The 23,906-nt window shown below is 67.0% G+C and carries 17 protein-coding genes and 1 pseudogene; 13 read left to right on the plus strand and 5 right to left on the minus strand.

Translation table 11 applies throughout. The features are described 5' to 3' along the window. The first annotated feature begins 50 nt into the window (after positions 1 to 50). The 3 genes from QHF89_RS04745 (at position 51) to QHF89_RS04755 (ending at position 4,189) form a co-directional block, all read left to right on the plus strand. Positions 51 to 1,385 carry an FAD-binding oxidoreductase gene (locus QHF89_RS04745; RefSeq protein WP_136967302.1) on the plus strand — a complete coding sequence of 445 codons (1,335 nt, stop codon included), beginning with the start codon at positions 51 to 53 and terminating at the stop codon, positions 1,383 to 1,385. 84 nt (positions 1,386 to 1,469) lie between these two features. Beyond that, positions 1,470 to 3,431: a hypothetical protein gene (locus QHF89_RS04750; RefSeq protein WP_136967301.1), complete on the plus strand. Its 1,962-nt coding sequence runs from the start codon at positions 1,470 to 1,472 to the stop codon at positions 3,429 to 3,431. Between the two features lie 65 nt (positions 3,432 to 3,496). Then, positions 3,497 to 4,189 (plus strand): peroxiredoxin, encoded by a 693-nt coding sequence (locus QHF89_RS04755; protein WP_136967300.1) that lies wholly within the window; start codon positions 3,497 to 3,499, stop codon positions 4,187 to 4,189. A gap of 9 nt (positions 4,190 to 4,198) precedes the next feature. Here QHF89_RS04755 and QHF89_RS04760 read toward each other — a convergent pair whose 3' ends face one another. Then, a complete protein-coding gene (locus QHF89_RS04760; protein WP_136967299.1) occupies positions 4,199 to 5,347 on the minus strand; it encodes a M35 family metallo-endopeptidase in 1,149 nt (382 codons plus the stop codon). Between the two features lie 160 nt (positions 5,348 to 5,507). Continuing rightward, positions 5,508 to 6,014 carry a hypothetical protein gene (locus QHF89_RS04765; RefSeq protein ID WP_136967298.1) on the minus strand — a complete coding sequence of 169 codons (507 nt, stop codon included), beginning with the start codon at positions 6,012 to 6,014 and terminating at the stop codon, positions 5,508 to 5,510. Positions 6,015 to 6,244: 230 nt separating this feature from the next. Between QHF89_RS04765 and QHF89_RS04770 the strand changes: the two genes are divergently transcribed. From QHF89_RS04770 to QHF89_RS04810, 9 genes are all read left to right on the plus strand, one after another. After that, positions 6,245 to 10,963: an nSTAND1 domain-containing NTPase gene (locus QHF89_RS04770; RefSeq protein WP_136967297.1), complete on the plus strand. Its 4,719-nt coding sequence runs from the start codon at positions 6,245 to 6,247 to the stop codon at positions 10,961 to 10,963. A 5-nt stretch (positions 10,964 to 10,968) separates the two neighbouring features. After that, positions 10,969 to 12,369 (plus strand): FHA and sigma-54 interaction domain-containing protein, encoded by a 1,401-nt coding sequence (locus QHF89_RS04775; protein WP_284720062.1) that lies wholly within the window; start codon positions 10,969 to 10,971, stop codon positions 12,367 to 12,369. Positions 12,370 to 12,524: 155 nt separating this feature from the next. Then, entirely contained in the window at positions 12,525 to 14,318 is a 1,794-nt protein-coding gene (locus tag QHF89_RS04780; protein ID WP_136967295.1) for an amidohydrolase, read from the plus strand. Positions 14,319 to 14,521: 203 nt separating this feature from the next. Continuing rightward, complete coding sequence (locus QHF89_RS04785) at positions 14,522 to 15,589, plus strand: sigma factor-like helix-turn-helix DNA-binding protein (protein WP_136967294.1); 1,068 nt, start codon at positions 14,522 to 14,524, stop codon at positions 15,587 to 15,589. Between the two features lie 46 nt (positions 15,590 to 15,635). Further along, complete coding sequence (locus QHF89_RS04790; RefSeq protein WP_136967293.1) at positions 15,636 to 15,971, plus strand: hypothetical protein; 336 nt, start codon at positions 15,636 to 15,638, stop codon at positions 15,969 to 15,971. Positions 15,972 to 16,018: 47 nt separating this feature from the next. Continuing rightward, the gene (locus tag QHF89_RS04795; protein ID WP_136967292.1) at positions 16,019 to 17,227 is read left to right on the plus strand and encodes a hypothetical protein; all 1,209 of its coding nucleotides are present in this window, start codon (positions 16,019 to 16,021) and stop codon (positions 17,225 to 17,227) included. A 130-nt stretch (positions 17,228 to 17,357) separates the two neighbouring features. Further along, positions 17,358 to 18,431 carry a hypothetical protein gene (locus QHF89_RS04800; protein WP_136967291.1) on the plus strand — a complete coding sequence of 358 codons (1,074 nt, stop codon included), beginning with the start codon at positions 17,358 to 17,360 and terminating at the stop codon, positions 18,429 to 18,431. A gap of 501 nt (positions 18,432 to 18,932) precedes the next feature. Further along, positions 18,933 to 19,697, plus strand: a complete 765-nt coding sequence (locus tag QHF89_RS04805; RefSeq protein WP_136967290.1) for a hypothetical protein — start codon at positions 18,933 to 18,935, stop codon at positions 19,695 to 19,697. Positions 19,698 to 20,446: 749 nt separating this feature from the next. Then, entirely contained in the window at positions 20,447 to 20,800 is a 354-nt protein-coding gene (locus QHF89_RS04810; RefSeq protein ID WP_136967289.1) for a hypothetical protein, read from the plus strand. Between the two features lie 186 nt (positions 20,801 to 20,986). On the opposite strand, the pseudogene QHF89_RS04815 reads toward QHF89_RS04810, so the two are convergent. The 3 genes and pseudogenes from QHF89_RS04815 to QHF89_RS04825 all read right to left on the minus strand — a co-directional run. Further along, positions 20,987 to 21,253 (minus strand): annotated as a pseudogene (locus tag QHF89_RS04815) (type I restriction-modification system subunit M N-terminal domain-containing protein); the annotation flags it as partial. A 133-nt stretch (positions 21,254 to 21,386) separates the two neighbouring features. Continuing rightward, complete coding sequence (locus tag QHF89_RS04820; protein WP_136967287.1) at positions 21,387 to 21,977, minus strand: hypothetical protein; 591 nt, start codon at positions 21,975 to 21,977, stop codon at positions 21,387 to 21,389. Between the two features lie 55 nt (positions 21,978 to 22,032). Then, a complete protein-coding gene (locus QHF89_RS04825; protein ID WP_284720063.1) occupies positions 22,033 to 22,980 on the minus strand; it encodes a glycerophosphodiester phosphodiesterase in 948 nt (315 codons plus the stop codon). Positions 22,981 to 23,586: 606 nt separating this feature from the next. On the opposite strand from QHF89_RS04825, the gene QHF89_RS04830 reads away from it, so the two are divergent. Next, positions 23,587 to 23,904 carry a hypothetical protein gene (locus tag QHF89_RS04830; RefSeq protein ID WP_136967285.1) on the plus strand — a complete coding sequence of 106 codons (318 nt, stop codon included), beginning with the start codon at positions 23,587 to 23,589 and terminating at the stop codon, positions 23,902 to 23,904. The last annotated feature ends 2 nt before the right edge of the window (positions 23,905 to 23,906 follow it).

The following is a 23,906-nucleotide window of genomic DNA, read 5'->3' on the forward strand; positions in this document are numbered from 1 at the left end:
TGACCCTCCTTTGTTCGGATGCCACCTCTCCCGGGCACGGGGGGCAACCAATGGATCTCTCTTCCCACGAGCGCGAGGTCACTCGCGTCGCGACCACCATTCGTGTTCAGGCCGGCCGGGGCGGGCCCGTCCGTATCGACAAGGGCGGCGTCTCCCATTTCGTCCCCGTCCCGGGCGATTCCCGCGAGCACGCCGCGGCGATCGACGCCTCCCGGTTCCGGCGTGTCCTCGCCATCGATCCGGAGCGCCGCATCTGCGTCGCCGAGCCCGGCGTCACGTTCGCCGAGCTCGTCCCGCGCACGCTCGAACATGGCCTCGTGCCTGCCGTCGTCCCCGAGCTCGAAGACATCTCGCTCGGCGGCGCGGTCGCGGGCTGCTCCATCGAATCGAGCTCGTACCGATATGGCGGCTTCCACGACGGCTGCCTCGAATACGAGGTCATCTCCGGCGACGGCGAGATCGTCACCTGCTCGGCCGAGAAGGATCCGCTCCTCTTCGACATGATCCACGGCTCGTACGGCACGCTCGGCGTCCTGTCGCGCATCACGTTCAAGCTCGTCCAGGCGAAGCGCTTCGTCCGGATGCAATACCGCCACTTCGACGGCTTCGACGCCTTCCATGCGGCCATGGCGGAGCGCTGCCGCGTGGGCGATTTCGAATTCATCGACGGCATCGTGCACGGCCCGCGCTCGTTCGTGCTTTGCCTAGGCGCGTTCGTGGACGAGGCGCCGTTCACGTCGAACTATCGCTGGCTCGACGTCTATTACAAGAGCACCCTCGGGCGCACGGAGGATTATCTCACGACGCCCGACTATTTCTTCCGCTACGACGCCGAATGCCACTGGCTCAGCCGCACCGTCCCGGGGCTCGAAACGCGGCCCGTGCGCTGGCTCGTCGGCCGCCACGTGCTCGGCTCGCGCAACCTCATTCGATGGTCGAAGCGCCTCGATCGCGTGCTCGGCATGAAACAACGGCCCGACGTCGTCTGCGACGTCTTCGTGCCGCAGCGCAATTTCTCCGCCTTTTACGAGTGGTACGCGCGTGATTTCGACTTCTGGCCGCTCTGGGTCGTCCCCTACCGCATGCCGCGCCCCTATCCGTGGATCCGCGAATCCCACGCGAAGCACAGGGACGAGCTCTGGATCGACTGCGCGGTCTATGGCAAGCCCAATGACGACCCGCTCGTCGACGGCTCCGAGGTGCTGGAGCAGAAGACCTACGAGCTCGGCGGCGTGAAGACGCTGATCTCGCGCAATCATTACAGCGAAAAGCGCTTCTGGGAGATCTACGATCGCGAGCGTTACGAGGCTGCGAAGCGTCGGCTCGACCCCCATGGCGTCTTCCCGGGCCTCTACGAGAAGTGCCATCGCGTCCGCAAAAGCTGACGCTCCGCTCCTCCGTCCGGCGTGATAGTCTCGCGGCCGGAGGAGCTTGCCATGCTACCGTCTCGGACTCTTGTCGCTTGCCTCATGACGTTTGCCGGCCTCGCCGCGCTCGGATGCTCGGACGACGCGGTGACGCCCGCGGGGCCCCCGCCGCTCGCCGTCCCCGAGGGGTGCAACCCCATCGCATTCGAAAACGACTGCCTTCTGCCTTATCCGTCCGATTTCTATCTCCAGGACGACGCATCCATGCCGAGCGGCAAGCGGGTCGTGATCCCCGAGGCCGCGCAGATGAAGGACAAGAACGAAACGTCCTTCGATTTCACGAAGGCGCACCCGATCGACGGGTTTTCGCATCACCAGCCGATCCTCGTGCACTTCAAGGAGGGCGTGAGCACCGAGGGCGTCGTCTTCCACACGGACGAGCCCGAAAAGAGCCTCTCGCCCGAGAGCAAGGTGATCCTGCTCGACGCGACGACGGGCAAACCCGTGCCCGTCTGGGCCGAGGTCGACAAGAACACGCTCGAACCCTCGGAGCGGGCCTTCATCCTCCGCCCCTTCGTGCGGCTCGACAATGGCAAGCGGTACATCGTCGCGCTCCAGGGGCTCGCGCCGGAATCGGAGGCGGCCGCCGGCCCGCTGCTCGCGCCGCCCGAGGGATTCAAGCGAATCCGCGACAAACAGACGTCCGCCGATCCGGTCCTCGGCCCCATCGCGAGCCGCTATGAGAAAGACATCTTCCCGGCGCTCGTGGCCCATGGCGTCACGCGCGAGACGCTCCAGCTCGCCTGGGATTTCACGACGAGCAGCGAGGAGGTCAACACGCGTGACCTCCTCACGATGCGCGACGATCTCCTCGCCAAGCTCGAAGCGAATCCGCCGGCCGTGGGCAATGTCAAGGTCACGGAGACCACGCCCGCCGAAAACGAAAACATCTGGCTCCGGATCGAGGGCACGATCAAGGTGCCGCTCTACATGGAGAGCGTCGAGCCGGGCGCGCTGATCCATAGGGACGCGAGCGGCAAGCCGGCGCAGAACGGCGACGCGGATGTCCCCTTCATCCTCCAGGTCCCGCATAGCCTGAAGCCCGCGGACGCGAACTTCGAGCCGGCGCGTATTCTCCAGTACGGACACGGCTTCTTTGGGCTCGCCGAGGAGATCAATTACGGCTTCATGCGCGGCTACGAGAACGAGCGCAAGTACATCGCCGCCGCCGTCGACCTCTGGGGCATGGCCGAGCCGGACATCGAGATCGTGCTGCAAAAGGCCTTCGGTGACCCCGGCACCGTCTTCAGCTTCATCGACCGCATCCACCAGGGCATCATCAATTACATCGCCCTGAGCTACGCCCTGAAGGGCCCGATCGCCGCGCTGCCCGAGCTCCAGCGATTCGACAAGCCCCTCTACGACACGAACAAGCTCTTCTATTACGGGATCAGCCAGGGCTCGATCTTCGGCGTCACCATGCTCGCCGTGAACCCGATCCTCGATCGCGCGGCGCTCGGCGTCGGCGGCGGCCCGTACTCGCTCATGATGTCGCGCTCGGCGAGTTATCAGCAGCTCTACGGCGTGCTCCAGGGCCAGCTCCAAAATCCGCTGACCCTCATGAAGCTGATGGCCCTGAGCCAGGGCACCTGGGACCGCGTCGACCCCATGACCTACGCGCCGCACCTGCTCAAGGACACCTACCCGAACAGCCCGCCGAACCGGCACGTCCTCATGCAGATCGGGATCGGGGATCACTCGGTGAACAACCTCGCGAGCCACCTCGTCGCGCGCGCGACGGGCATTCCCCTGCTCGACCCCGCGCCGCGGCCGATCTGGGGCCTCGAGAGCACGACGTCGCCCGCCGACGACGCGCTCGTCGTCATCGACTTCAAGCTCGCGACCGAGCCCGGGCTCGAATGCAGATTGCCCACGGAGGCCGAGAAGAACGACGTGCACGAGGGCGTGCGGCGCAACGAGAAGGTCAAGGACCAGCTCGATCTGTTCTTCCAGCCTGACGGACAGATCCAGAACACCTGCGACGGCGCCTGCGATCCCGAATAGCGGACCCATTGCGTCCGGCCTCGCTCCTGCGCTACGGTTCGTCCGCGCGCAGAGGAGGACCGGGCATGGCGACGTCATACAAGACCAGGGCGACCACGACGAAGAAGACCCCCACCACGAAGAAGGCCGCTCCCGCGAAGAAGGCGGCGGCCGCTCCCGCGAAGAAGGCGGCGGCCGCTCCCGCGAAGAAGGCGGCGGCCGCTCCCGCGAAGAAGGCAGCGGTCGCTCCCGCGAAGAAGGCCGCCGCGCCGGCGAAAAAGGCCGCGGCGGCCCCCGCTCCGGCCAAGCCGGCCGCGGCAACGGGCGGCGGCGAGGCGGCCCCGGCCTTCTCGCTCCTCTCGGACGCGGGGACGACCGTGTCGCTCTCCGATTTCGCCGGGAAACACGTGGTCCTTTATTTCTACCCCAAGGACGACACGCCCGGGTGCACGCGCGAGGCGTGCGCGTTCCAGGACAACCTCGCGACGTTGCAGGGCAAGGGCGCCGTCGTGCTCGGCGTGAGCCGCGACAGCGTCAACTCGCACGTGAAGTTCAAGGCGAAATACAGCCTCGGCTTCCCGCTGCTCGCCGACACGGACGGCGCCGTGCACCGCGCCTACGAGGCGTGGGGGACGAAGACGAATTACGGCAGGACGTTCGAAGGCGCGCTGCGCACGACGGTGATCATCGACGCGCAAGGCCGGATCGCGAAGCGGTTCGCGAACGTGAAGGTCGACGGCCACGCCGACCAGGTCCTCGCCGCACTCGCCGCGCTCTGAGCGGCCCCGTCAAGCAGGCAGAAACTCGTCGCAGAACAGCCGATAGTTATCGGCGTTCTTGATCGCGCTCTTCGGGCTGTTCGCGGCGAGGAATCTGCACAGGTTGTAGCCGTACATCGTGACCCCCTCGCTCGTCAGGTCGATCGTCCCGGCGACGTGGTGGCTGAGCTCGTGGACGATGACGCCCGTGTATCCGATGACGTAGTCGTCCTTGAAGTCAGCGACCAACGCTTTGCGTTTCGCGTCGATGTTGACCTCGATCTCCCGGAAGCCGGCCTCCGTCACCGCGTTCTGCTTGGCCACGTCGGGGAACTTCTGCGCTTCTTTCAGGACTTTGGCTTCCGCCTTGGCCTTCTCGTCGTTGAGCTCCATCACCTTGTTCACGGCCGCGCCGTACGTGGGGAGGTCGTAGACGTTGGACCGGGGCCGCCGCCCCGCGTTCGCGCCGAAGAACTTGTCGCCGAGCGCGATCAGGGCTTCTCGCTTGCCGCTGTATCGCTGGAAGGTTTGCTTCTCCGTGCTGCCGAAATCGGGCGTCGCGAGGTAGCGGATCACGACGGGCTTCGCGTGGGCGGCGAACACGAGGTTCGAGATGTTCCCCTTCACGGTGTCGTATCGGGCCGCATCCATGGTCCCGAACCACCGCGTATAGGCGGCGCTGCATTGCCCGGCGTCGAGGAGGAGCTTTGCTTTTCCGAGGACGAACTTCGCCGTCTCGAATGCGTCCAGGATGTTCGCCTTCGCGAAGCCCGCGTCCGCGATCTTCGTTTGCAGGGTCGCATCGAGGACGACGGCGCCCGGGAGGTGGGGCTGGCGGGCGATCGCCGCGTTGAGCATCGTCAGGACCTTCGCACCAAAAGCGCCCTGCGGCGCTGCGAGCAGCTCCTGTCGAAGCAGACCCACCTGGGCCTCGCTTTTGTTCTCGCACGTGGCCGCGACGAGGAGGAAGGCGCGCGCGAGCTTCCGATCCGCGGGCAGGGGGCCGTGGGTGTCGAGGGAAATGCGGGCTCCGATCGTCGCCCGGGCCGTGTCCCTGTTCGGCTGCTTCTGGAGCCAGTTGAGCACGCCGAAATACGCGCTCGGGGTCTGGCGCTGCACGCAGAAGTCTTCCAGCGTCTTCAGCGCTTCGTCGAACCTATCGGTGGCGGCCTTGCTCATCCGGATGCTCCCTCCGTGGCCATCCTAACCGCGTTCGCGCGCAAGATCGAGCGCTCCGTACGCCACGAGGAGCCTTCGGCTCGGCCACCTTCGTGGACCTGCGAAGCCCTCCCGGAAAGGAGCCTCGCAAGTCCACGTCGGTGCGGGATGAGGATTCCGCTCAGCCCCGGGTGGAGGGCTCGGCGGCGGGCGGGGCGGGGTTCTGCTGGTTCTTGCGGCGGGTCGCGGCGCTCTTCTCCGCGTATTGCGCGCGGTACCGGAGCGTCGATTCGAACGTCGCGAGCAGGCCGGGCTTGTCCTCGCCCTTCGCGGTATCGACGACGGCCTTGCCGACCCTGCTGATCAAGACCTCGAGCTTGTCTTCATAATAGGCCTCGCTCTCCCGGAGGACCTCGGCGAGCTTGTCGGCCTCGGGGCGCTGGGCGCGGATCGCGTCGAGGGTCTGCTTGACCTCGACGATCTCGGCATGCCAATCCGGATGGATACGGGCCTCGTCGCCGTGCTCGGGCATCGCCTTCGCGAGGTCGACGAGCACGCCTGCGCAGCCCGGCTTCGAGCGCTTGAGCTTCGGCATATCGCCGTGCTTGAGGTCGACGAGTTTGTGCTTGAACGGCGACGCGTCGACGACACCATCACCCGTGTACTTGCCAATCGAATTCTCGGACATCAAATCCTCCTTGTGCAGGGGAGTGGGCCCTGTGTGCGCGTTCGACGGAGCACGGGCATTCCTCCTTTGGCCGGAGCACACATTTTCATGTCCGAGGGGACCACGAACGAGGTCGGGGACCACGCCCACGCGTGCCATCGCACCCTACGCGATACGTCGTTGTCTTCGGCACACGTACGGTTGTCTCCTGCCTGCTTCTCCTGTGCGTGATAGGCTCGGCCCCCCGCGTCATGAGGAGCGAGCTTCACGACCCCCTGCCGGCGCGCCCGTCGCCCGCGGAGGAAGGGCACGCGCGGATGGAGAGCGCCACCCGCACGCTCACCCAGCCGGACCTCGCAGACACGCCGCCCGCCTCGACGCTCTCCCCCTCGGCATCCGCCCGCACGCCGCCCGAAGCCGATCCGCCTCCCCTCGATCCCATTCCGCGGGGCGGGTACATCAAGCATTACGAAATCATCCGCGAGCTCGGCGAGGGCGGCATGGGCGTCGTCCTGCTCGCGCGGGACACGAAGCTCGGCCGCCTCGTCGCCATCAAGCTCCTCCACGGCGGCGGACAGGCGGCGCCCCGCCTGCGCGCGGAGGCCCAGGCGACCGCCCGCGCGCGGCACGAGAACATCGTCGTCATCTACGAGGTCGGTGAGCTCGACGGGCGCCCCTACATGGTCCTCGAGTACATCGAAGGGCGCACGCTCCGCGACGTCCTTTCCAAGGGCCGGCGGGGCGACGGGCGCGCGCTGCCGCGGGGCTTCGTGTTCGATGTCATGGCGTCCGTCGTTCGTGCGCTCGCCGCGGCCCACAAAAGCGGCGTCGTGCACCGGGACCTCAAGCCCGAGAACATCATGCTGCTCGACGCCGGGCAGGTGAAGGTCCTCGATTTCGGCCTCGCGAGGCCCGTCGATTCCGAGGCGCCGAAGCGACGCGCAGGAACACGCGCCTACATGGCGCCCGAGCAATGGAACGGCGACGCGCTCGACGCGCGTTGTGATCTATGGGCCGCGGGCGTCCTTTTTTACGAGCTCCTCGCCGGCGCCCATCCCCTCGCTCCTCTCACGAAAGACCGGCTGGAAGCCATTTCCGATCTGAAGACGCCCATGCCGAGCCTCGCCGACGTTCGGCCGGAGCTCGCCGGGGTCGCGGAGGTCATCGACCGCTGCCTGCGCAAGAAGAAGGAAGAACGCTTCCGCTCGGCGGAGGAGCTGCTCGCCGCGCTCGACGCATGCCTTTCGGGCCACAGCGCCGTCGCGGGGAAAGGCGACGCGCGCCCGTTCGCTGGGCTCGCCGCATTTCAAGAGACGGACGCCGACCGCTTCTTCGGCCGCGCGCACGACGTGGCCGCGCTCCTCGGCAGCCTCGCGCGTCAGGCGCTCGTCGCGGTCGCGGCGCCCTCGGGCGCGGGCAAATCCTCGTTCCTTCGCGCGGGGGTGATTCCTGCCTTGAAGCGGTCGGGCGAGGAATGGGACGTCCTCGTCCTTCGCCCGGGCCGCGCGCCGCTCGCGGCGCTCCGCGAGGCGCTCGCCACGGCGCTCGCGCCCGCGGCCGTGGACGGTGATTTCGACACGCAGCCGGGCTTGCTCGGCAGGCACCTGCGCGCCCACTGCCGCAAGAAGGGCCTTTCGCGTCGCCTGCTCGTCTTCGTCGATCAATTCGAGGAGCTTTATACGCTGGTCCCGGACGCGGACGAGCGCGCCGCGTTCCTCGCCGCCCTGCTCGGCGCGGCGGACGATGCGTCGTCACCCTTGCGCGTGATTCTCGCGATCCGCTCCGATTTCCTGGATCGCGTCGTCGAGGATCGCCCTTTCATGTCGCAGGTGCGGGCCGGCCTCTTTTTCTTGCCGCCCGTGGGACGCGAAGAGCTGCGTGAGGCTTTGACGCGGCCGGTGGAGGCATTGGGTCATCGATTTGAAAGCGAGGCGATGGTCGAGGAGATCCTGGATGAACTCGAGCGCGCCCGGAGCCCCCTGCCGCTCTTGCAATTCTCGGCCGCGCACCTCTGGGACGCGCGTGACCGGGAGCAAAAGCTGCTCACGCGGCAAAGCCACGAAAAGCTCGGCGGCGTGGCCGGCGCGCTCGCGACGCACGCCGACGCCGTCGTCGCGCGGCTCTCGGCGTCCGATCAAAGCTTGTGCCGGGCGATCTTCCTGCGCCTCGTGACGCCAGAGCGCACGCGCGCCCTCGTGGGCATGCGCGAGCTCGCCGCGCTCGCCGAGGACGCGGCGGCGGTGGAGGCCGTGGTGCGAGAGCTCTGCGACGCGCGGCTTTTGCTCCTCGATACGGACGGGGAGCCGGGCTCGGCGAAGGTCGAGCTCGTGCACGAGTCGCTCCTCGAGCGTTGGCCCACGCTCGCGCGCTGGCTCGGTGAAAACGCGGAGGACGCTCTGTTCCTGGCGCGATTGCGCGCCGCCGCCTCGCAATGGCAGGCGAGCGGGGAGCCCTCGGGCCTGCTCTGGCGCGATCGTGCCGCCGAGGAGGCGCGTGTCTTTTATGAACGGCATCGAGGGGACCGGGCGGAGACGCGCGGGGACCTCGTGGGAAAGATCGAGCAGCGGTATCTCGAAGCGGTCTTGGCCCTCTCCGACCGCGCAAAGCGTCAGCGGCAGCGGCTCCTCGCAGGGGCGTTCGTGTTCCTCGGCGCCGTGGCCGTCGTCGTGTTTTTCTTGGCGATGCGCGCGAATGCCCACGCGAAGCGCGCGGACGAGGAAGCCGCGCGGGTCAAGGAGCAAAACGAAGCGCTCGCGTTCCAGGCGCGCCGGGGCCGCAATGCGATGCGCATCCTCGCGGCGCGCAAGCGGCAGGAGGACCCGACGCTCGTGCTCGCGCTCCTGCGTGAGGTCGAGCAAGAGGACATCCCGAAGGAGTGGCCCGAGCTCGTGAGCGCCGCGCTCTCGCAGGGCGTCGCGAGCGGGGAGTGGTTCGCGCCGGGCGCCCCCCATGCGCCCATTTATGACGCCGCCGTGAGCCCGGACGGCGAGCGCATCGTCGTGGCCATGGGAGACAAGACTGCGCGGGTCCTCGATGCCAGGGACCTGGAGGAGCAAAGGGTCTTGCGTGGACACGAGGCCCATTTGTGGACAGCCGCGTGGAGCCCTGACGGCAAACGCATTGTCACGGCGTCCGGCGACAAGACCGCGCGGATCGAATCCGCGGACGGCGCGGGGGCGCCGCTCGTCCTGCGCGGCCACGAGGGAGCCTTGAACGCGGCCCGGATGAGCCCGGATGGAACACGCGTCGTGACGGCGTCGGAGGACAAGACCGCGCGTGTCTTCGACGCCGCGGGCGGGAAGGAGCTCGTCGTCCTTCGCCACGACGCCGATGTCACCTACGCCGAGTTCAGCCCGGATGGCAGGCGAATCGTCACGTCGGGAGACGCCATCCCGCGCGTGTGGAATGCCGACGGCACGGGCGAGCCGCTGCGGCTGGTCGGCCATACGGATGCGGTGGTCGCGGCAGCATTTCATCCGGAGGGGACGAGCCTCGCGACCGCGGGCAAGGACAAGACCGTCCGGGTATGGGATGCGTCGAGCGGCGCCGAGCGCCTCGTCTTGCGCGGCCATGAAGACAAGGTCATGAGCGTCGCGTGGAGCCCCGATGGCAAGCGTATCGCCTCGGCGAGCAAAGACAGGACGGCGCGCATCTGGAATGCCGATGGGAGCGGCGCCCCGCTCGTCCTGCGCGGCCATGGCCATTGGCTGTACACGGCGCGATTCAGCCCGGAGGGCCGCCGGCTCGTCACGGGCTCGCTCGACAATACCCTGCGCGTATGGAACCTCGACGAAGTCCTCGCCCCCGTGGTCCTCCGAGGCCACACGGAGACCCTCTCGCACTCCGCCTTCAGTCCAGACGGCAAACGTATCGCGACGGCATCGAAGGACGGGACAGCGCGCATCTGGAACGTGGAGGGGACAGGGGAAAACGTCGTCCTGCACGGGCACGGCGGTTCCGTCTGGCATTTCGCGTGGAGCCCCGACGGCGCGCGAATCGCTGTTGTGTCCACCGGCAATACCACGCGCATCTGGAACACGGATGGCTCCAGAGCGCCCATCGAACTCCAAGGTCATCCCTCCCAGGTTCGAGCCGTCGTCTGGTGCTCCAAGAGCAACATCCTCGCCACGGCGTCGATTGATGGGATGCTCCGGCTCTGGAGCAACGACGGGCGACTGCTCGCGATGACGACGAGGCCCGCCACGCCGGACGGCGGCGTGCACGCGAGCTTCGATCCCTCGTGCAAACGGCTGCTCGTTTGGGATCCGCGTGGTGGAATCGGCCATCTCTGGAACGTGGACGAAGGCGGGGAACTCCTCATGCTCGGCGAGCACGACGCTGCCATTCAGCATGCAGAATGGAGCCCGGAGGGCTCTCGTGTGCTCGCGACCTATGAGGATCACGCCGCGCGCATCTGGAACGTCGACGGGGCTCTGCCCGTCGTGTTCCCGGTCTCCGGCCCCCTGACGCACGCGAGCTTCAGCCCTGAGGGACGCCGCATCGCCATGGTGTTCGACGACGGCGTCGTGCAAGTGTGGAAGGCCGACGGTGCCCGGGAACCGGTCGTCTTCGGCATTCCGGGCAATCGGCTCATCGAGGTCCAGTGGAGCCCGGACGGCACGCGCCTCGTCACCCGGTCGTGGGACAAGATGACGCGCGTGTGGAATGCCGACGGCTCGGGCGTGCCCTTCGTCCTCACCGGCGCGCAGGCCTTCCTCGAATCCTCGGTCTTCAGCCCCGACGGCAAGCACATCCTCGTCCAATCCGAGGAGACGGTCGCCCGCCTATGGCCCGACGTGCGTCCCTTCTCCGGCCCCGACGATCCGCGGCTCTGGAAGGCGACATCCCATTGCATCCCGCCCGCGACCCGCGTCGAGCTCCTCGACATCACGGAGGCCGACGCGCGGGCCGACGAGGAGGCCTGCAAGCGCCGCGTGGCCGAAGCGCGCGGCGCGGAGCCGGTGAGGTGATCATCATGAACGAGACATTCACCACGACCGAGGACGTGCCGGAGAACGAGCTGCGCGCGCCTGCCCGCCCCCTCCCCTTTCTTTTCGTCGTGCTCCACAACGATAACCCGCCCCTCGGCGGCGCGCGGTACAGCCTCGTCGGGATCGATGAGATCACGATCGGGCGCGGCGCCACGCGCGCGGCATCCCGCGTGGACGAGGGCGGCGCGCGGCGGCTCGTGCTGCGCCTCCCGTCGTCGACCGTGTCGAGAGCACACGCGCGCCTCGTTCGCCGGAAGGACGAATGGCTCCTCGAGGATCTCGATTCGAAGAATGGCTGCTGCGTCAACGGGGAGCGCGTCACCCGGGCGCCCATTCGGGACGGGGATTTCATCGAGATAGGGTCGGTCGTCCTGCGGTATCGCGCGGCCTTGCCCGCGCCGCCCGGCGCGGACGATGACGTCGACAGCGCGCTTCGCCCTCCGGAGGCCTCCGGGCTCGCGAGCCTCGTGCCCGCCGTCGCCGCAGGCCTCGGCACGCTCGTTCGTATCGCGCGCTTGCCGATTTCGACCTTGCTCCTCGGCGAGACCGGCACGGGCAAGGAGGTGCTCGCGCGGGGCATCCACGCGCTCTCGGGCCGCCCGGGGCCTTGGGTCGCCGTCCATTGCGGTGGATTGACCTCGTCCCTCGTGGAGAGCCAGCTCTTTGGTCACGTGAAGGGCGCGTTCACGGGGGCGCACCGCGACGAGCCGGGCTACATCCGCAGCGCGGACGGGGGAACGTTGTTCCTCGACGAGATTGGGGACCTGCCCTTGCCCGCGCAGGCCACCCTCCTTCGCGCCCTCCAGGAGCGCGAGGTCGTCCCCGTGGGCGGGACCCGCCCGACCCTCGTGGATGTGCGTGTCCTCGCGGCCACGCACAAATCCCTCGACTTGTTATGCCTGCAAGGCGAATTCCGAAGTGATCTCCTGGCGCGCCTCGCGGGCTACAAGCACATGCTCCCGCCGCTCCGCGAGCGCATCGAGGACCTGGGGATCTTGATCGGCGATCTCTTGCGACACACGAATGTCCCGGGCGCGCGGGAGGCCCGCTTGAGCGTCACGGCCGGGCGACGGCTGCTCTCGCATGCATGGAGCCTCAACATTCGGGAGCTGAAGCAGGTCCTCACGGTGGGCGTGGGGCTCGCCGAGCGGGGTGTGGTGGAGCTATCGCACCTGCCCGAGGGCGTCGTGAAGGCGCCCGCGAAGCTCGGGCCCGAGAAAGATGTGCCATCGAGCACGGAGGAGCTTCGTGCGCAGCTCGTCTCCCTGCTTCAGACGCACCGGGGCAACGTCACGGCCGTGTCCCGCATCCTGGGAAAATCACGGATCCACATCCATCGGTGGATGGAGAAGTGCGGCGTCGATCCGAACGATTATCGCGGGTGAGCCGGAGCCGCGGCGGCTCCCCGGCGGCGTGTACACGTACACGTACACGTACACGTACACCTCGCCCCCGCCCCTCCCCCCCGAAAACGCGGGCATTCCACGTGGCATCGGCATTGCAAAAAGCCTCGCCGAAACTCCGAACGGAAAGGCATCCGATGTCCGCAAACGTCATCCTCAAGGCTTCCTCCATCATCACCATGGACCCGGCCCAGCCGCGCGCCGAGGCCGTCGCCTTCGACTCGATTTCCGGCAAGATCACCGCCGTCGGCTCGTTCGACGAGGTGCGCGCGTCGGCCCCCGAGGCCCGCGTGCACGATTTGGGCGTGCTCGTGCTGATGCCAGGCTTCATCGACCCGCACAGCCATCCGCTGAACGGCGGCATGGTCACCCAGGCCCCGGCGTACTGGATCTCGCCCTACATCCAGAACGAGAAGACAAAGGAATACGACTTCTCGACCTACGAGAAGCTCAAGGCCTTCTGGGCGCAGCTCGATCGCGAGCTCCCCGAGGGCCAGCCGGTGATCTGCAATGGCCTCGATCGGATGCTCCAGGGCGCGCCGGAGCTCACGAACAAGGATCTCGATGGCTGCTTCCCCTCGGGCCGCAAAGCGGTGATCATCGACAACTCCGGGCACGAGGTTTATTTCAGCAGCTCGGTCATCGCGGGAAACCCCACCGTATTTCCCGACGGCAAGCCCGTCGCGGATCCGACGGGTGCGAGCTACGGCAGGGTGACGCAAAAGGACGTCGATGCCGACCCCACGTTGACCCTCGGCGCCTCGAACGGCCGCGCCTACGAGACGGCCGCGATCCTGAGCGCCGTGGGCTACGTGCTCCACGCCGTGATCCCGGATCCGCTGCCCTCCACGGCGCTCTGGTACAAATTGATGGCGACGAACGGCATCACCATGACGTCGGAGCACACCTACCAGACGGAAATGCTCCCGTATTACCTCGCGCTCGCGTCCGTGGACAATTCGCCGCTGCGCCTGGCGCTCTACCACATGTCGATCGAGCCCGATTGCGGCGACGAGGTGCCCGTCCCCAACCTGGAGAGCCGGCTCTGGAAGCAGGGAATCAAGTTGTGGGCCGATGGGTCGCCGTGGGTCGGCAGCATCGCCTCCTCGTTCCCGTACCTGGACAACAAGCGCGTGCGTGATGCAGGCATCCCGATCGGCCCCGGCGGGACGGACAACCTCAATTACTCGCGCGTGGAGCTCGACCAGCTCCTCGACAAGTACGCGGCGCAAGGCTGGCAATTTGCCTTTCACTGCAATGGCGATATCGCGCTCGATGTCGTGCTCGACGCCTACCAGCGCGCGCTCGTCAAGCACCGCTTGCTCGGCACCGATCATCGCTGGCGCGTGGAGCATTGCGGAGGCTGTCGCGGCGATCAATTCGAGCGCGCCGCGTCCCTCGGCGTGATGATCTCGCTGCCGCCGTTCCAGTTCATCTACTGGGGCGACGTGCTCGACGGCACGATGTTCCCGTCCGAGATCGGCAGGCAATGGGTACAGGCCGGGGACGCGATGAAGACCGGCGCGCCGGTGTCCTTCCACAATGACGGGTGCGTCAGCCCGCCCATCCCGCTGCTCAACGTCCAATCGATGGTCACGCGCCGCACGCCGTCGGGCCGGCTCCATGGCCCCGAGCAGGCGGTCATCCTGCACGACGCGCTCCTGGCGCACACGATGCACGCCGCTTACCACCTGAAGCGCGACCACGACCTCGGCTCCATCACGGTCGGCAAGCTCGCGGACTTCGTCGAGCTCTCCGCCGATCCTTATGCGGTCCCGATCGATCGTCTCGTGGAGGAGGTCAAGGTGAACGGCACGTGGTCGAATGGCAAGAGGGTCGACCTCGCGGCCTTCCTGGACCAGATCGCCAAATACCCCCCGATCGGGGCAAAGCCGCAGGCCCGCGTGGCGGCCATGAAGCGCTGCTGCTGATCGTCGCCCTCGGCTGCCCCGTGCCGACGCAGGGAGCCACGCTCCCGCCCCCTTCGAACGACCGAAGACCCTCCGCATCCGCCGTTGCTGCACCAGCGCGAGCTCGGTGTGCAAACGCTCGTCGCGGTTTGTAACATAGAACCCGCCGACGAGAAAATCGACACGGCCTGCATGAAAACGCCTCTGAGCTGTCCAGTAGAGGTGTGACCACCGAACCTGTCCCCTCGCCGTCGTTCCTCGACCTTTACCGGAGGTACGCGGAGTTCCTGCCGAGGTGGTTCCGATATCTTCGGCTCTGCGACCGGGATGCGGCGGATGCCGCGCAGGATGTATGGGCCGAGGTCGGGAAAAATCTCGAGCTGATCCCTGCGACCCCGCGCGAGGCGCAGCTCGCGTTGTTCAAGCTCGCCGCGCGCGTGGCCGACCGTCTGCGACAACGTGCGGCGCGGGAAGCCGCCCGGCTGGACGACACGCGCGCGCCGGACGAACTCCCCCCCGAGGGGGACATCGAAGAGCAGGCCGCCGAGGCTCTCGCCTTGATGGAGGCCCTCGACGCGCTCGATCCGCAAACGAGGCGTCTGGTCGTGGCGAGCAGGATCTACGACCGCACCGATCGAGACATCGCCGAGGAAGAGGGCCTCACCCCGTCCAGCGTGCAATCGCGGGTTTGGCGGACCTGTTCGGAGCTCTGGCGACGAATTCGCGGCCATAACGACGAGGAAAAGGACCGTCGGCGCGGCGCGCTCCTGCTCCCGGGCCTGCTCGCCATCCGGCCCGAGTTCAAGGCCGCGATGTGCGCCATCTGGGAAGCCGAGGGCCGTTTGCCCTCGTTTGGGGGACCTGGTGGGCCTGGGGGTCCTGGCGAGCCTCCGCATCCCCCGGCGCCACCACCGCCATCCCTCCCGAGAGTGCCGGCCACACCCTCTGTCCTCTCCATGGGTCCCGTCGGGGTCCTTCTGGCCCTCCTCATCTTGGTGGTGGTCGTCGTAGTCGCTCCCGCCGGCCTCGTGATGGTCACCCTGCAGTTGGACGACGACAAACCCCACCAGGCTTGCGCGGGCCTCGACGTGCCGCCGATGGTGTTCGCGCTCGACCCGACCGGCGCGGCGCCGCCGCCGCGTTCGCATCCCACGGAGGCCCCCACGCCCTCTTCGCCGCGCTCCGCGAACTCCACTTCCGCGTCGAGCGTGAGCCCAAGCGGCACGCTCTCCCCGGAGGCGCTGAAACGATTGCGGGCCACGAAACCCCCGCTCAAGCGAGGTCGGGAGTAAGGCCCCCCGAATCCACGAAACCACCACGCCCTTCAAGGTGATCATCATGCCCAAACGTCAACCCCAGAGCCAAACCGCAGCCCCCTCGACCCCACGCCCGCGGAGGGCCACGCGCACCACGAAGCCCGACGAACCCAAGGTCGCCGGGGTCCTCGAAGACGAAGCCCCGCCCGCGGTGATCCCGACGGAGTTTGCCTTCGGCACCGACGGCTGCCTGTACATCAACACCAAGAGCCTCAAACCAGGGCAAGAGCGGAATCGAGCCAAGTTTGTCGGGTATCAGCTCACGGAAGAAGAGAAGGAGCACGTGATGGACACACTCCACCTCGTCGCGTGGAATGCGACAGCCGGCATCTTCGACCGCAAGAAGCGGCGGGGATGAAGCTTCGTTCCTCCGGCGTGGTTCGTCCCCGGATACGATCGAGCTCGATGTACCTTCGCCTCGCGTGGCTCGTGCTCGTGCTGCTCCTCGTCCCCAGGCTCGCGCGCGCCGACGATGGACCGAGTTCCTCGCCGAGCACGAGCTCCGCGGCCGTTCGCGCCGCGCGCTTCGCGGAGCTCTCGCGCAAGGGCGACAAGGCCCGCGCCGCGGGCAGGCTTTCCGAGGCGGTCGAGGCCTACTCCGACGCGCTCCAGATTCGTGACGACGCTCGGATCCGCGGCCGTCTCGGGCTCATTGCCCTGGAGGGAGGGGCGATCGCAGAGGCCGTGCAACACCTCTTCCTGGCGTTCATCGACGGACACGACATCCCGCCCAGCGAGCGGCGGCAGATCGTCGCGGCGTTCGAGCGGGCGCGCCCGCAGGTGTGTCGCCTCGACATCACCGTCTCTCACCTCGGCGCGGAGGTGTGGATCGATGGCGAGCTCGAACCTGCGTCGATCGGGAGAAACGATTTTTATGTGTTTGTCAAGCCAGGGCGTCACGAGATCCGCGCGAGGCTGTCGGGGTTCAAGGACGCGGTGCAGACGGTCGATGCGTCGAAGGGAGGGCGTGAGACCGTGCCGCTGCTCGTGCTCGAGCCCATCCCGCCGCCGTCTTCGTCGAGCTCTGCCCCGCCGTCAGCACCCGCGATGCCCGCGGCGGCAATCCCCCCAAGCACCACACCCTCGAAGTCGCCGAACCCGCGCTCCCCAAGTCCGCCTCCGCGGCGGTGGACGCCGTTTGTCGGAACCACGGTCGTCTATAGCGCGCTCTCCCCGCTGCCGGCGATGGGCCTCGTCGCATCCTCGGAATGGCCTGCCGGCGAGGTCGTATCGTGGCGTCTCGATGTACGAGGTGCCTTCTCGCCTCGTGACGAGAGTACCGCCGTCAGCGGCGCGCTCATCGGCGTCTGGCCTGGTGTTTGCGGTACGGTGCGCTGGTTCTCCGGCTGCCTCCTCGCAAGCGGCGGCGCACTCCATCGCTCGAGGGTCGCACCACGCACCCCACCCTTCTCCGAGTGGTATCGTTTCGGCGGTTTTGGCGCGGGGGGCATTGCCACGGTGCCCCTCGGGCCGCTCAAGTTACGCATCGCTCTCGACGCTGTCGTACTGATGGATGCCTACCCGCTCGGCATCGGTGGCCTACGCGGGGAGCGAACCTCATGGAGCAGCAGTCAGATCATGGCCGGGCTCAGCGTCATGGCAGCCGTTCGTTGACACAGGTTTGTCCCTGGGGTACCGTGCTCGTATGCGTTTTTGGATCGTTTTATGCGCTCTGTTTGGAACAACCGCCGCGTTGGCTGTCGAGGGGTGTGGCGTCCAGCATACGACAATTCCGTGCGACCCCGTGTATACTCCGTGCCCCGACAACTACCTCTGCCTGGAAGACGGTAGCTGCGTACCACCGGATTGGGACGCCGGACCGGACGCGAACGACGCCAGCACCTCCTCCGCCATCGGCTGCGCAGGCCCCTGCATCCCGCCCCCCCCCGACGACTGGGATCTCCGCGCGCTCTGGCACGGTCCCTCGACCGAGGCCCCCACGCGCTGCCCCGCACTTGGTGCCGACGGAGAGGAGGCCTTCCCGGTCTTCCTCGGCCGCGCAGACGTCTCCGCCCCGCCGGCGAACTGCGATCCGTGCAAATGCACCGAACCGACTGGCGCATGCACCACGCTCCCCGAGACCATCGAGATCCGCGCCGCGATCTGCGATGCCGCGGGCACGAGCTTGCCATTTGACGGACCGGAAGGGTGGGACGGCTCCTGCACCAATGCGCACGCCCTCGCCGCGGGCGCGATGTGCGGCTCCGTCTTGTGCGCGCAGTCGATTGTCGTCTCGCCCCTCGGGCCTCCCGTCGGCGAAGCATGCGAGCCTTTCGCAGAGCCGCTCCCCGTCGCTCATTACGGCCTGCCCGAGCCCACGTGGAAGACCTCGGCGATCGGCTGCCTGATCCCGACGTGCAACGCCACGAGTCTCTCGTGTCTACCGTCGATCCGCCCCATGCCCGACGCGTTTCACACGTGCGTCAAGCGGACGGGGGAGCACACGTGCCCCACGGGCTGGGACAAGGGCAAGCGGTTCGTCGTGTACGAGGTGACGAACGAGCGGCAAGGCTGGATCGAAGGACGCGCGTGCACGGCATGCGCGTGTGGCGCGGCCGTCGGCGGCGGATGCCTCGCGCGCGTCCGCACGTTCGAGGATGGCGCGTGTTCGAAGCTCCTCTCGGACGACCCGATCGCGTCCTTCGGCGAGCAATGCACGAACGTGTTCCCCACAGGCCTGCCGATCGGCAGCAAGGAGATCACGCCGCCAGCGTATCTCCCGGGCGCGTGCGAGCCGAGTGGTGGAGAGCCGAGCGGAGACGTGCAGGAAGACCCCGAGCAGGCGGTGACCTTTTGCTGTCGGCCGCCGGATACATGAAGCGTTCGGTGATGAATTGGCTGGAGGCTGAAGCTCGCCCAACCAAATTCATTCTCACGACGCTGCCAGCATCGTGAGCTTGGTGCCGGGGCCGGTGGCGTTCCAGAGGGCGTCGAAGAACGCCTTGCGGGCCTTGATGAGCTTGTGCCGCAGCTCGGCCTCCCGGGCGCATCGTGAGCCCCCCCTGATTCGTTTTCCCTTGTCGCCCGGCCGAGCAACGTGCGATTCGGTACCCCATGCGGGCACTGAGGAGACGCCGCTCGACAATGCTGTGCGTGCTGGTGATGGGCTTCTGTGGGGCAGGGATGACGGGTGCGTGCGGGTCACCTCTCGATCCGGGCCCTGTCGATTCGTGCCCGACTCCACCCGACCCCCCGACCGACCCGTCGACCGAATGCACGGAGCCGGTTGAAGAGCCGTGCATGCGGTATCGAATCCCGCTCCTGGGAAACCCGAGCACGGACGTCGCGCTGCGGAGCCACGTGGCCTAGTCGAGGCCACATGATCGCGATGGCTAGCCGCTTCGGACGCGTCGTCTTCGACCGAAATGCCATCGTGCGCGCCGCTCTGCGCGCCTACGTCGAAGTCATCCTCGCGCATCTGGACCCGCTCAAGCGCCACAACTTCACGCCCTGCGCCCAAGCGGATTGGACGGGCGACCTCCAGAGGGGTGCATTCTACAATGGCAACGGATGCGGGGCCTACGACGTCGTGGCGTGGACCGAAGCGGGCGTCGTAGGCCTCGCGTACGAACTCGGGTTTGGCCCGCTGGAGCAGCTCGGCCTGTCGGTCGACGCGGTAACGGGTGGCCCGGACGACGTGCGCGGGGCCGTGCCAGGGTTCCCCGCTGAGCTGGAGCCCGCGCTCGTGCTGGCCGTCGGTCTGCTCGGAGTGGGACCCGAGCATGGGCAGATGGATGCGGGCGTAGGCTTCTGGCTTTACGGCGATCGTGTCGCCGGTACGATCTTCGACGACCCGACATTGGCGGGCGTACCCCGGCTCGTCGCGTGGGGCTTGCTCCGAGGCGATCGCCTGCCGCTGGCGTGTAGTGACGGAGTCAAGTTCCGGGCGGACGAACCGAGCGCCGCCCCCATCCACGCGATCATAGACGCCGTGACCGCCCGCGTCCTGAAGGGCCCCACGGAGCTGACGACCGACGAGCTTGCGACGCTGCTGCCCACCCCGCCCGACCCGGAGCGACTGCTTGAAGCCCAACAGATGCTTCGGAAGGTGGGCGTCACGTGGCCCGGCTCAATCGAGCCATGACATGAGGACCGGCGCCTGCATTCCAAGCGGAGGCCAGCCATACGGCGAAGCGATCCCCGCCAAGCCGAAAGTCTTCTGCTGTCAGGCTCCGCCGGCTGAGTGAGACCCGTCCCCCGCATCCGCCGAACGTCATCATCACGCCGCAGATCGCCACGGATGGTGGCGGCGTGCAGCTCTCCGGCACGATGCCGTAGGGCTATCGCCGCCTGTCCTCGACGTGGATATGCGGCCCGCTCCATACACGTCCGGCGGGACGATCACGCTCGTCGATGACGTGGTACCCCAGGCCCCGCATCTCCCGCATAAATCTGTCGCCCTCCGCCCGAGTATGGTCGCGCGAGCGGAAGTCTACAGCGCGCCCCTCGTAGTGTGCGCTGCCGGGGTTATGGTGTCCCCTATAAGTTGACGTCGTGTGGAACCCGCGCCGGTTCCCCTCTCGTTCGATGTCTCGCCACCTGTTCGATCGTTGCACCATGAGGGCGTCGGCGGCGTCATCAACGCCTTCGACGTCGTATGCCCCATCCTCGCTGTCCAGACTGGCGACGCATCCCCCCGTCAACGCTCCCATGACGGCGACGAGCGGCAGAATACAGAATCGGCTGGAATTCAACATGAGAACCTCCGATTAAATCAGTTGCGAGGGCCTGTACTGAACCTGATCCAGTCGGGGTGCACGTCAATCGAGTCCGCCTACGGTGCGTTGGGATGGCTCACTTCATACAGGTACGGACGCTGCAATACGTCCGCGCATGAAGCACCACATCAATCACAAGTTCATCGCAGTTTTCGGGTTCGCGGCCCTTTGCGCGTTCGCACGTGGAGCGAGCGCCGAAGAACAGGGAGGCGTCGAAGAGGTTGGCGCGGAGGCCGTTGGAGAGCTTTCAGTCTCGCAAGAGGAGAATACCGACGAGGGGGCATCGGCACTCGCGGCGGCGGTGGGAAAGTGTCGCGTGCGGTGTTGCGATAACTGGGTCTCGGATCTCATAGAGACCGACGGCAAGAATGTGTGCAAACAGTTGGCATTGAGTCTCTGTCAGAATCGCGGAGGGCGGCTGCGCGCTCGGTTCAACGGCCCGATCATCAGGGCATGGGTGTGCAGATGATGTAATGACCGTGCCCTCGGGAGGCCAGCCGTACGGCGGAGCCATACCCGACAAGCCGAAAGTCTTCTGCTGTCAGCCGCCTCCGGCTGAGGAATCGCCGTTCGTCGCCATCATCCGTCACTGCGCTCCCGTAGTTCGGTGGCGTTCAGAAGCGCCATTACTTCATCGTGGGTATTGTCGATGGTTCCACCGTGCCTCGGGCGGGACGAAAAACGTGTCGGCGTAGAGCGTCGGGTGGTTGGCGCGCTTCTCGGCGTCCTTGCGACTGCGCCCCTCGGTGATGTTCTTGGCGACGATCTCCTCGTAGCGGGCGTCGAAGACGTCGGAGCACCGCTTCAGGAAGAGCATGCCGAAGATGTATTCCTTGAACTCGGACGCATCCATCTTGCCGCGGAGGATGTCGGCGGCGGCGAAGAGGTGGCGCTCGAGCTGCTGAAGGGTGAGGGTCGGCATCGGGGGGCAGGAGGTTACTGCGGGGAGGGGGCGGGTGGGAAGGGTTCGCCGATCCGTTGCACGCGCCGGAGACGGCGGACGAGGGCGGTCGGGACGGCGCGGTCGAGTTGCTTCCTCCGCGAGGGAGCCGCGCTCAGTAGGAACAGGTGAGACGCGGCTCCAGGCGGGCCGCGTAGTTCCAGCCCCAGTTACTATCCCAGTTGCCGTGGGATTCGGCCGCGACCTGGATGTCCCACGCGTTCTGCGCGCCATTCTGGTTGAACGCCCAGTAGAACAGGTCCGCCTCCGTGGGCGTCATGTCGCCGCAGACCCATTGCCCGCTCGAATAGGGCGGGAACGTGAGCCCGTCGCAGACCGAAGACCCCCCGTAGCCGCCATTGCTACACCACACGCAATTGCGCGGGCCCGAATCGAGCACCACGTACGCGTCGTCATTCGTCCCGGCGCTCGCCGGCAGGAAAACGCCGTTGCCGTTGAGCTGCACGTAGATGTTGATCTCGTCGTCCGGATACATGTCGCGGAGATATCCGCGGTAGGCGACCGTGAGCAGGGCGTGGGCGTCATAGAGGTCCACGCTGTTCCGGAGGATCTCGAAGGGCCCCGTATCGACGCTGTCGACGATGCCACACGTCGGATAGCTGGGCGGATACATCGAGGCGTCGGCCTCGCGCGTCGAGAGGCCCAGCGCGAGCGGGAGAGCGAGCAGGAAAAATTTGGTTTTCATGGGGAGATCCGGCCTAACGAACAACACGGCCGGCGTCAAGGCATGACCTCGGCGCTCAGCCGAGCAGCGCCTGGAGCTTCTCGGGATCGTCCGTCTCGAACCAATCGACCCCGTACGCCACGAGCGTCCGGATCCGCTCGATCTCCTCCGGCTCGGGGAGCGGATGCTTCACGGACGACGTATCGAGCGGGAACATCGTATAAGCGCCGACGGCCATGGCGCGGTCGTGGAACCGCTTGACCGTATCCGAATCGATGAGCGTGTGCTCGGCGTTCACCACGGTCGAGTGGAAGGACCAGCCGACGGGATTCGCTTCCATCAGGGCATGGATGAGCATCTCGGGGTTCTGGTTGCCCGAGGCGCGCCCGATCTCGGCGTGGAGCTCGGGCAGGGAGCGGAGGAAGGGCTCGATCCCGTCGAGGAAGTTGTCGTCGTAGGCGATGCCGGTATGCAGCGCGGCGTAGGCCTTCTCGACCGCGCCGAGCTTCCAGAAGTCGAACGACGTGACCACGACACGCGCCTCGGCGCCGGCGCGCCGGACGATCTCGGCGACGTGCGCGCCGACGTGCCGCTCGGAGAAGCTCGGGACCTCGGGCTTGAGCTCGATATCCAGCAAGAGCCGACCCGACACTTCGGCGAGGACCTCTTCGAGGAGCGGAATGGGCTCCTCGGTGGGAAAATCGATCACGATCTCTTCGCCGCGCGCATTCTTCCCCATGGCGACGCGCTTCTGGAGGCGGAGTTTTGTGATCTCGTCCCAGGTCATCTCCTGGATGCGCCCCTTCACGCCGGTCAGGCGCTCGGTGTCGGCGTCGTGGAAAACGACGACGCGCTCGTCCCGGGTCAGGAAGACGTCGAACTCGACGCCGGCGATGCCCATCGCGGCGGCCCGGCGAAAGCCGGCCATCGAGTTCTCCTGATGCAAGAGCGGGGTGCCGCGGTGCCCAAAGACGAGGGGTTTGGTTTTCGGCGCGAAGACGGGATGCTGGACCTTTGCGGACATGGAATGCCCTCCCGTGAGGGAGCATCGCATGTCCACGTCGGGAGGGGGAGGACTCCGATCACGAGCTCGCCGACTCCGATGTCGGAGGGTGAGGACTCCGATCACGGGCTCGCTGACTCCGATGTCGAAGAGGGGGCACTCCGATCACAGACTCGCCGTCCCCGATGTCGAAGAGGGGGCACTCCGATCACAGACTCGCCGTCCCCGATGTCGAAGAGGGGGCACTCCGATCACAGGCTCGCCGACTCCGATGTCGAAGAGGGGGCACTCCGATCACAGACTCGCCGACTCCGATGTCGAAGAGGGGGCACTCCGATCACAGACTCGCCGACTCCGATGTCGAAGAGGGGGCACTCCGATCACAGACTCGCCGACTCCGATGTCGAGCGGAGCGAGGCAGCGTGCTCCGTCGGTCTGCAACACGTAGTTGGGCGGAGTCATCCGGAAGCTCCACCGGGCCTGGCGGAGCTCGTCGCCCCCGCAACCTGGACGCGCCCGACTGCCGTGAGCGTGATCCGTGCGCGGTCCTCGCCGAGCTGGCGCACTCAACCCGGGCCGACAGCTAGCAACTAGCAAGATGCGCGCCGGCATGCTACATTATCGAACATGAAACCCGCTAGGACCGTTGAAGAGGTCGCCCGAGATCTCGCCGCCGCCCATAGGCGAGCGGACCCTGACATTCAGCAGATCTTTATGATCGCTGATCCGGCCGGGGCGGAGGTGCGCCTGCTTGAGGTGTCCAGCTCAGTCGGCAACACCGGATCGGTCATGCCGTTCCGCTTCAGCGCTCGCCCAGATCTCGACGTTCCATTTCCGTCCGTCGTGATTCTCTTGAGCCCGGAAGAGAAGGAGCAGCTCGACCGCCAGGAACTGCACCTGCCGGCGACCTGGGGCTCATCACCTAGGCTCGTTCCGATTGGATGACG

This window comes from Polyangium sorediatum, assembly GCF_029946465.1.
GTDB classification, from domain to species: domain Bacteria; phylum Myxococcota_A; class Polyangia; order Polyangiales; family Polyangiaceae; genus Polyangium; species Polyangium fumosum.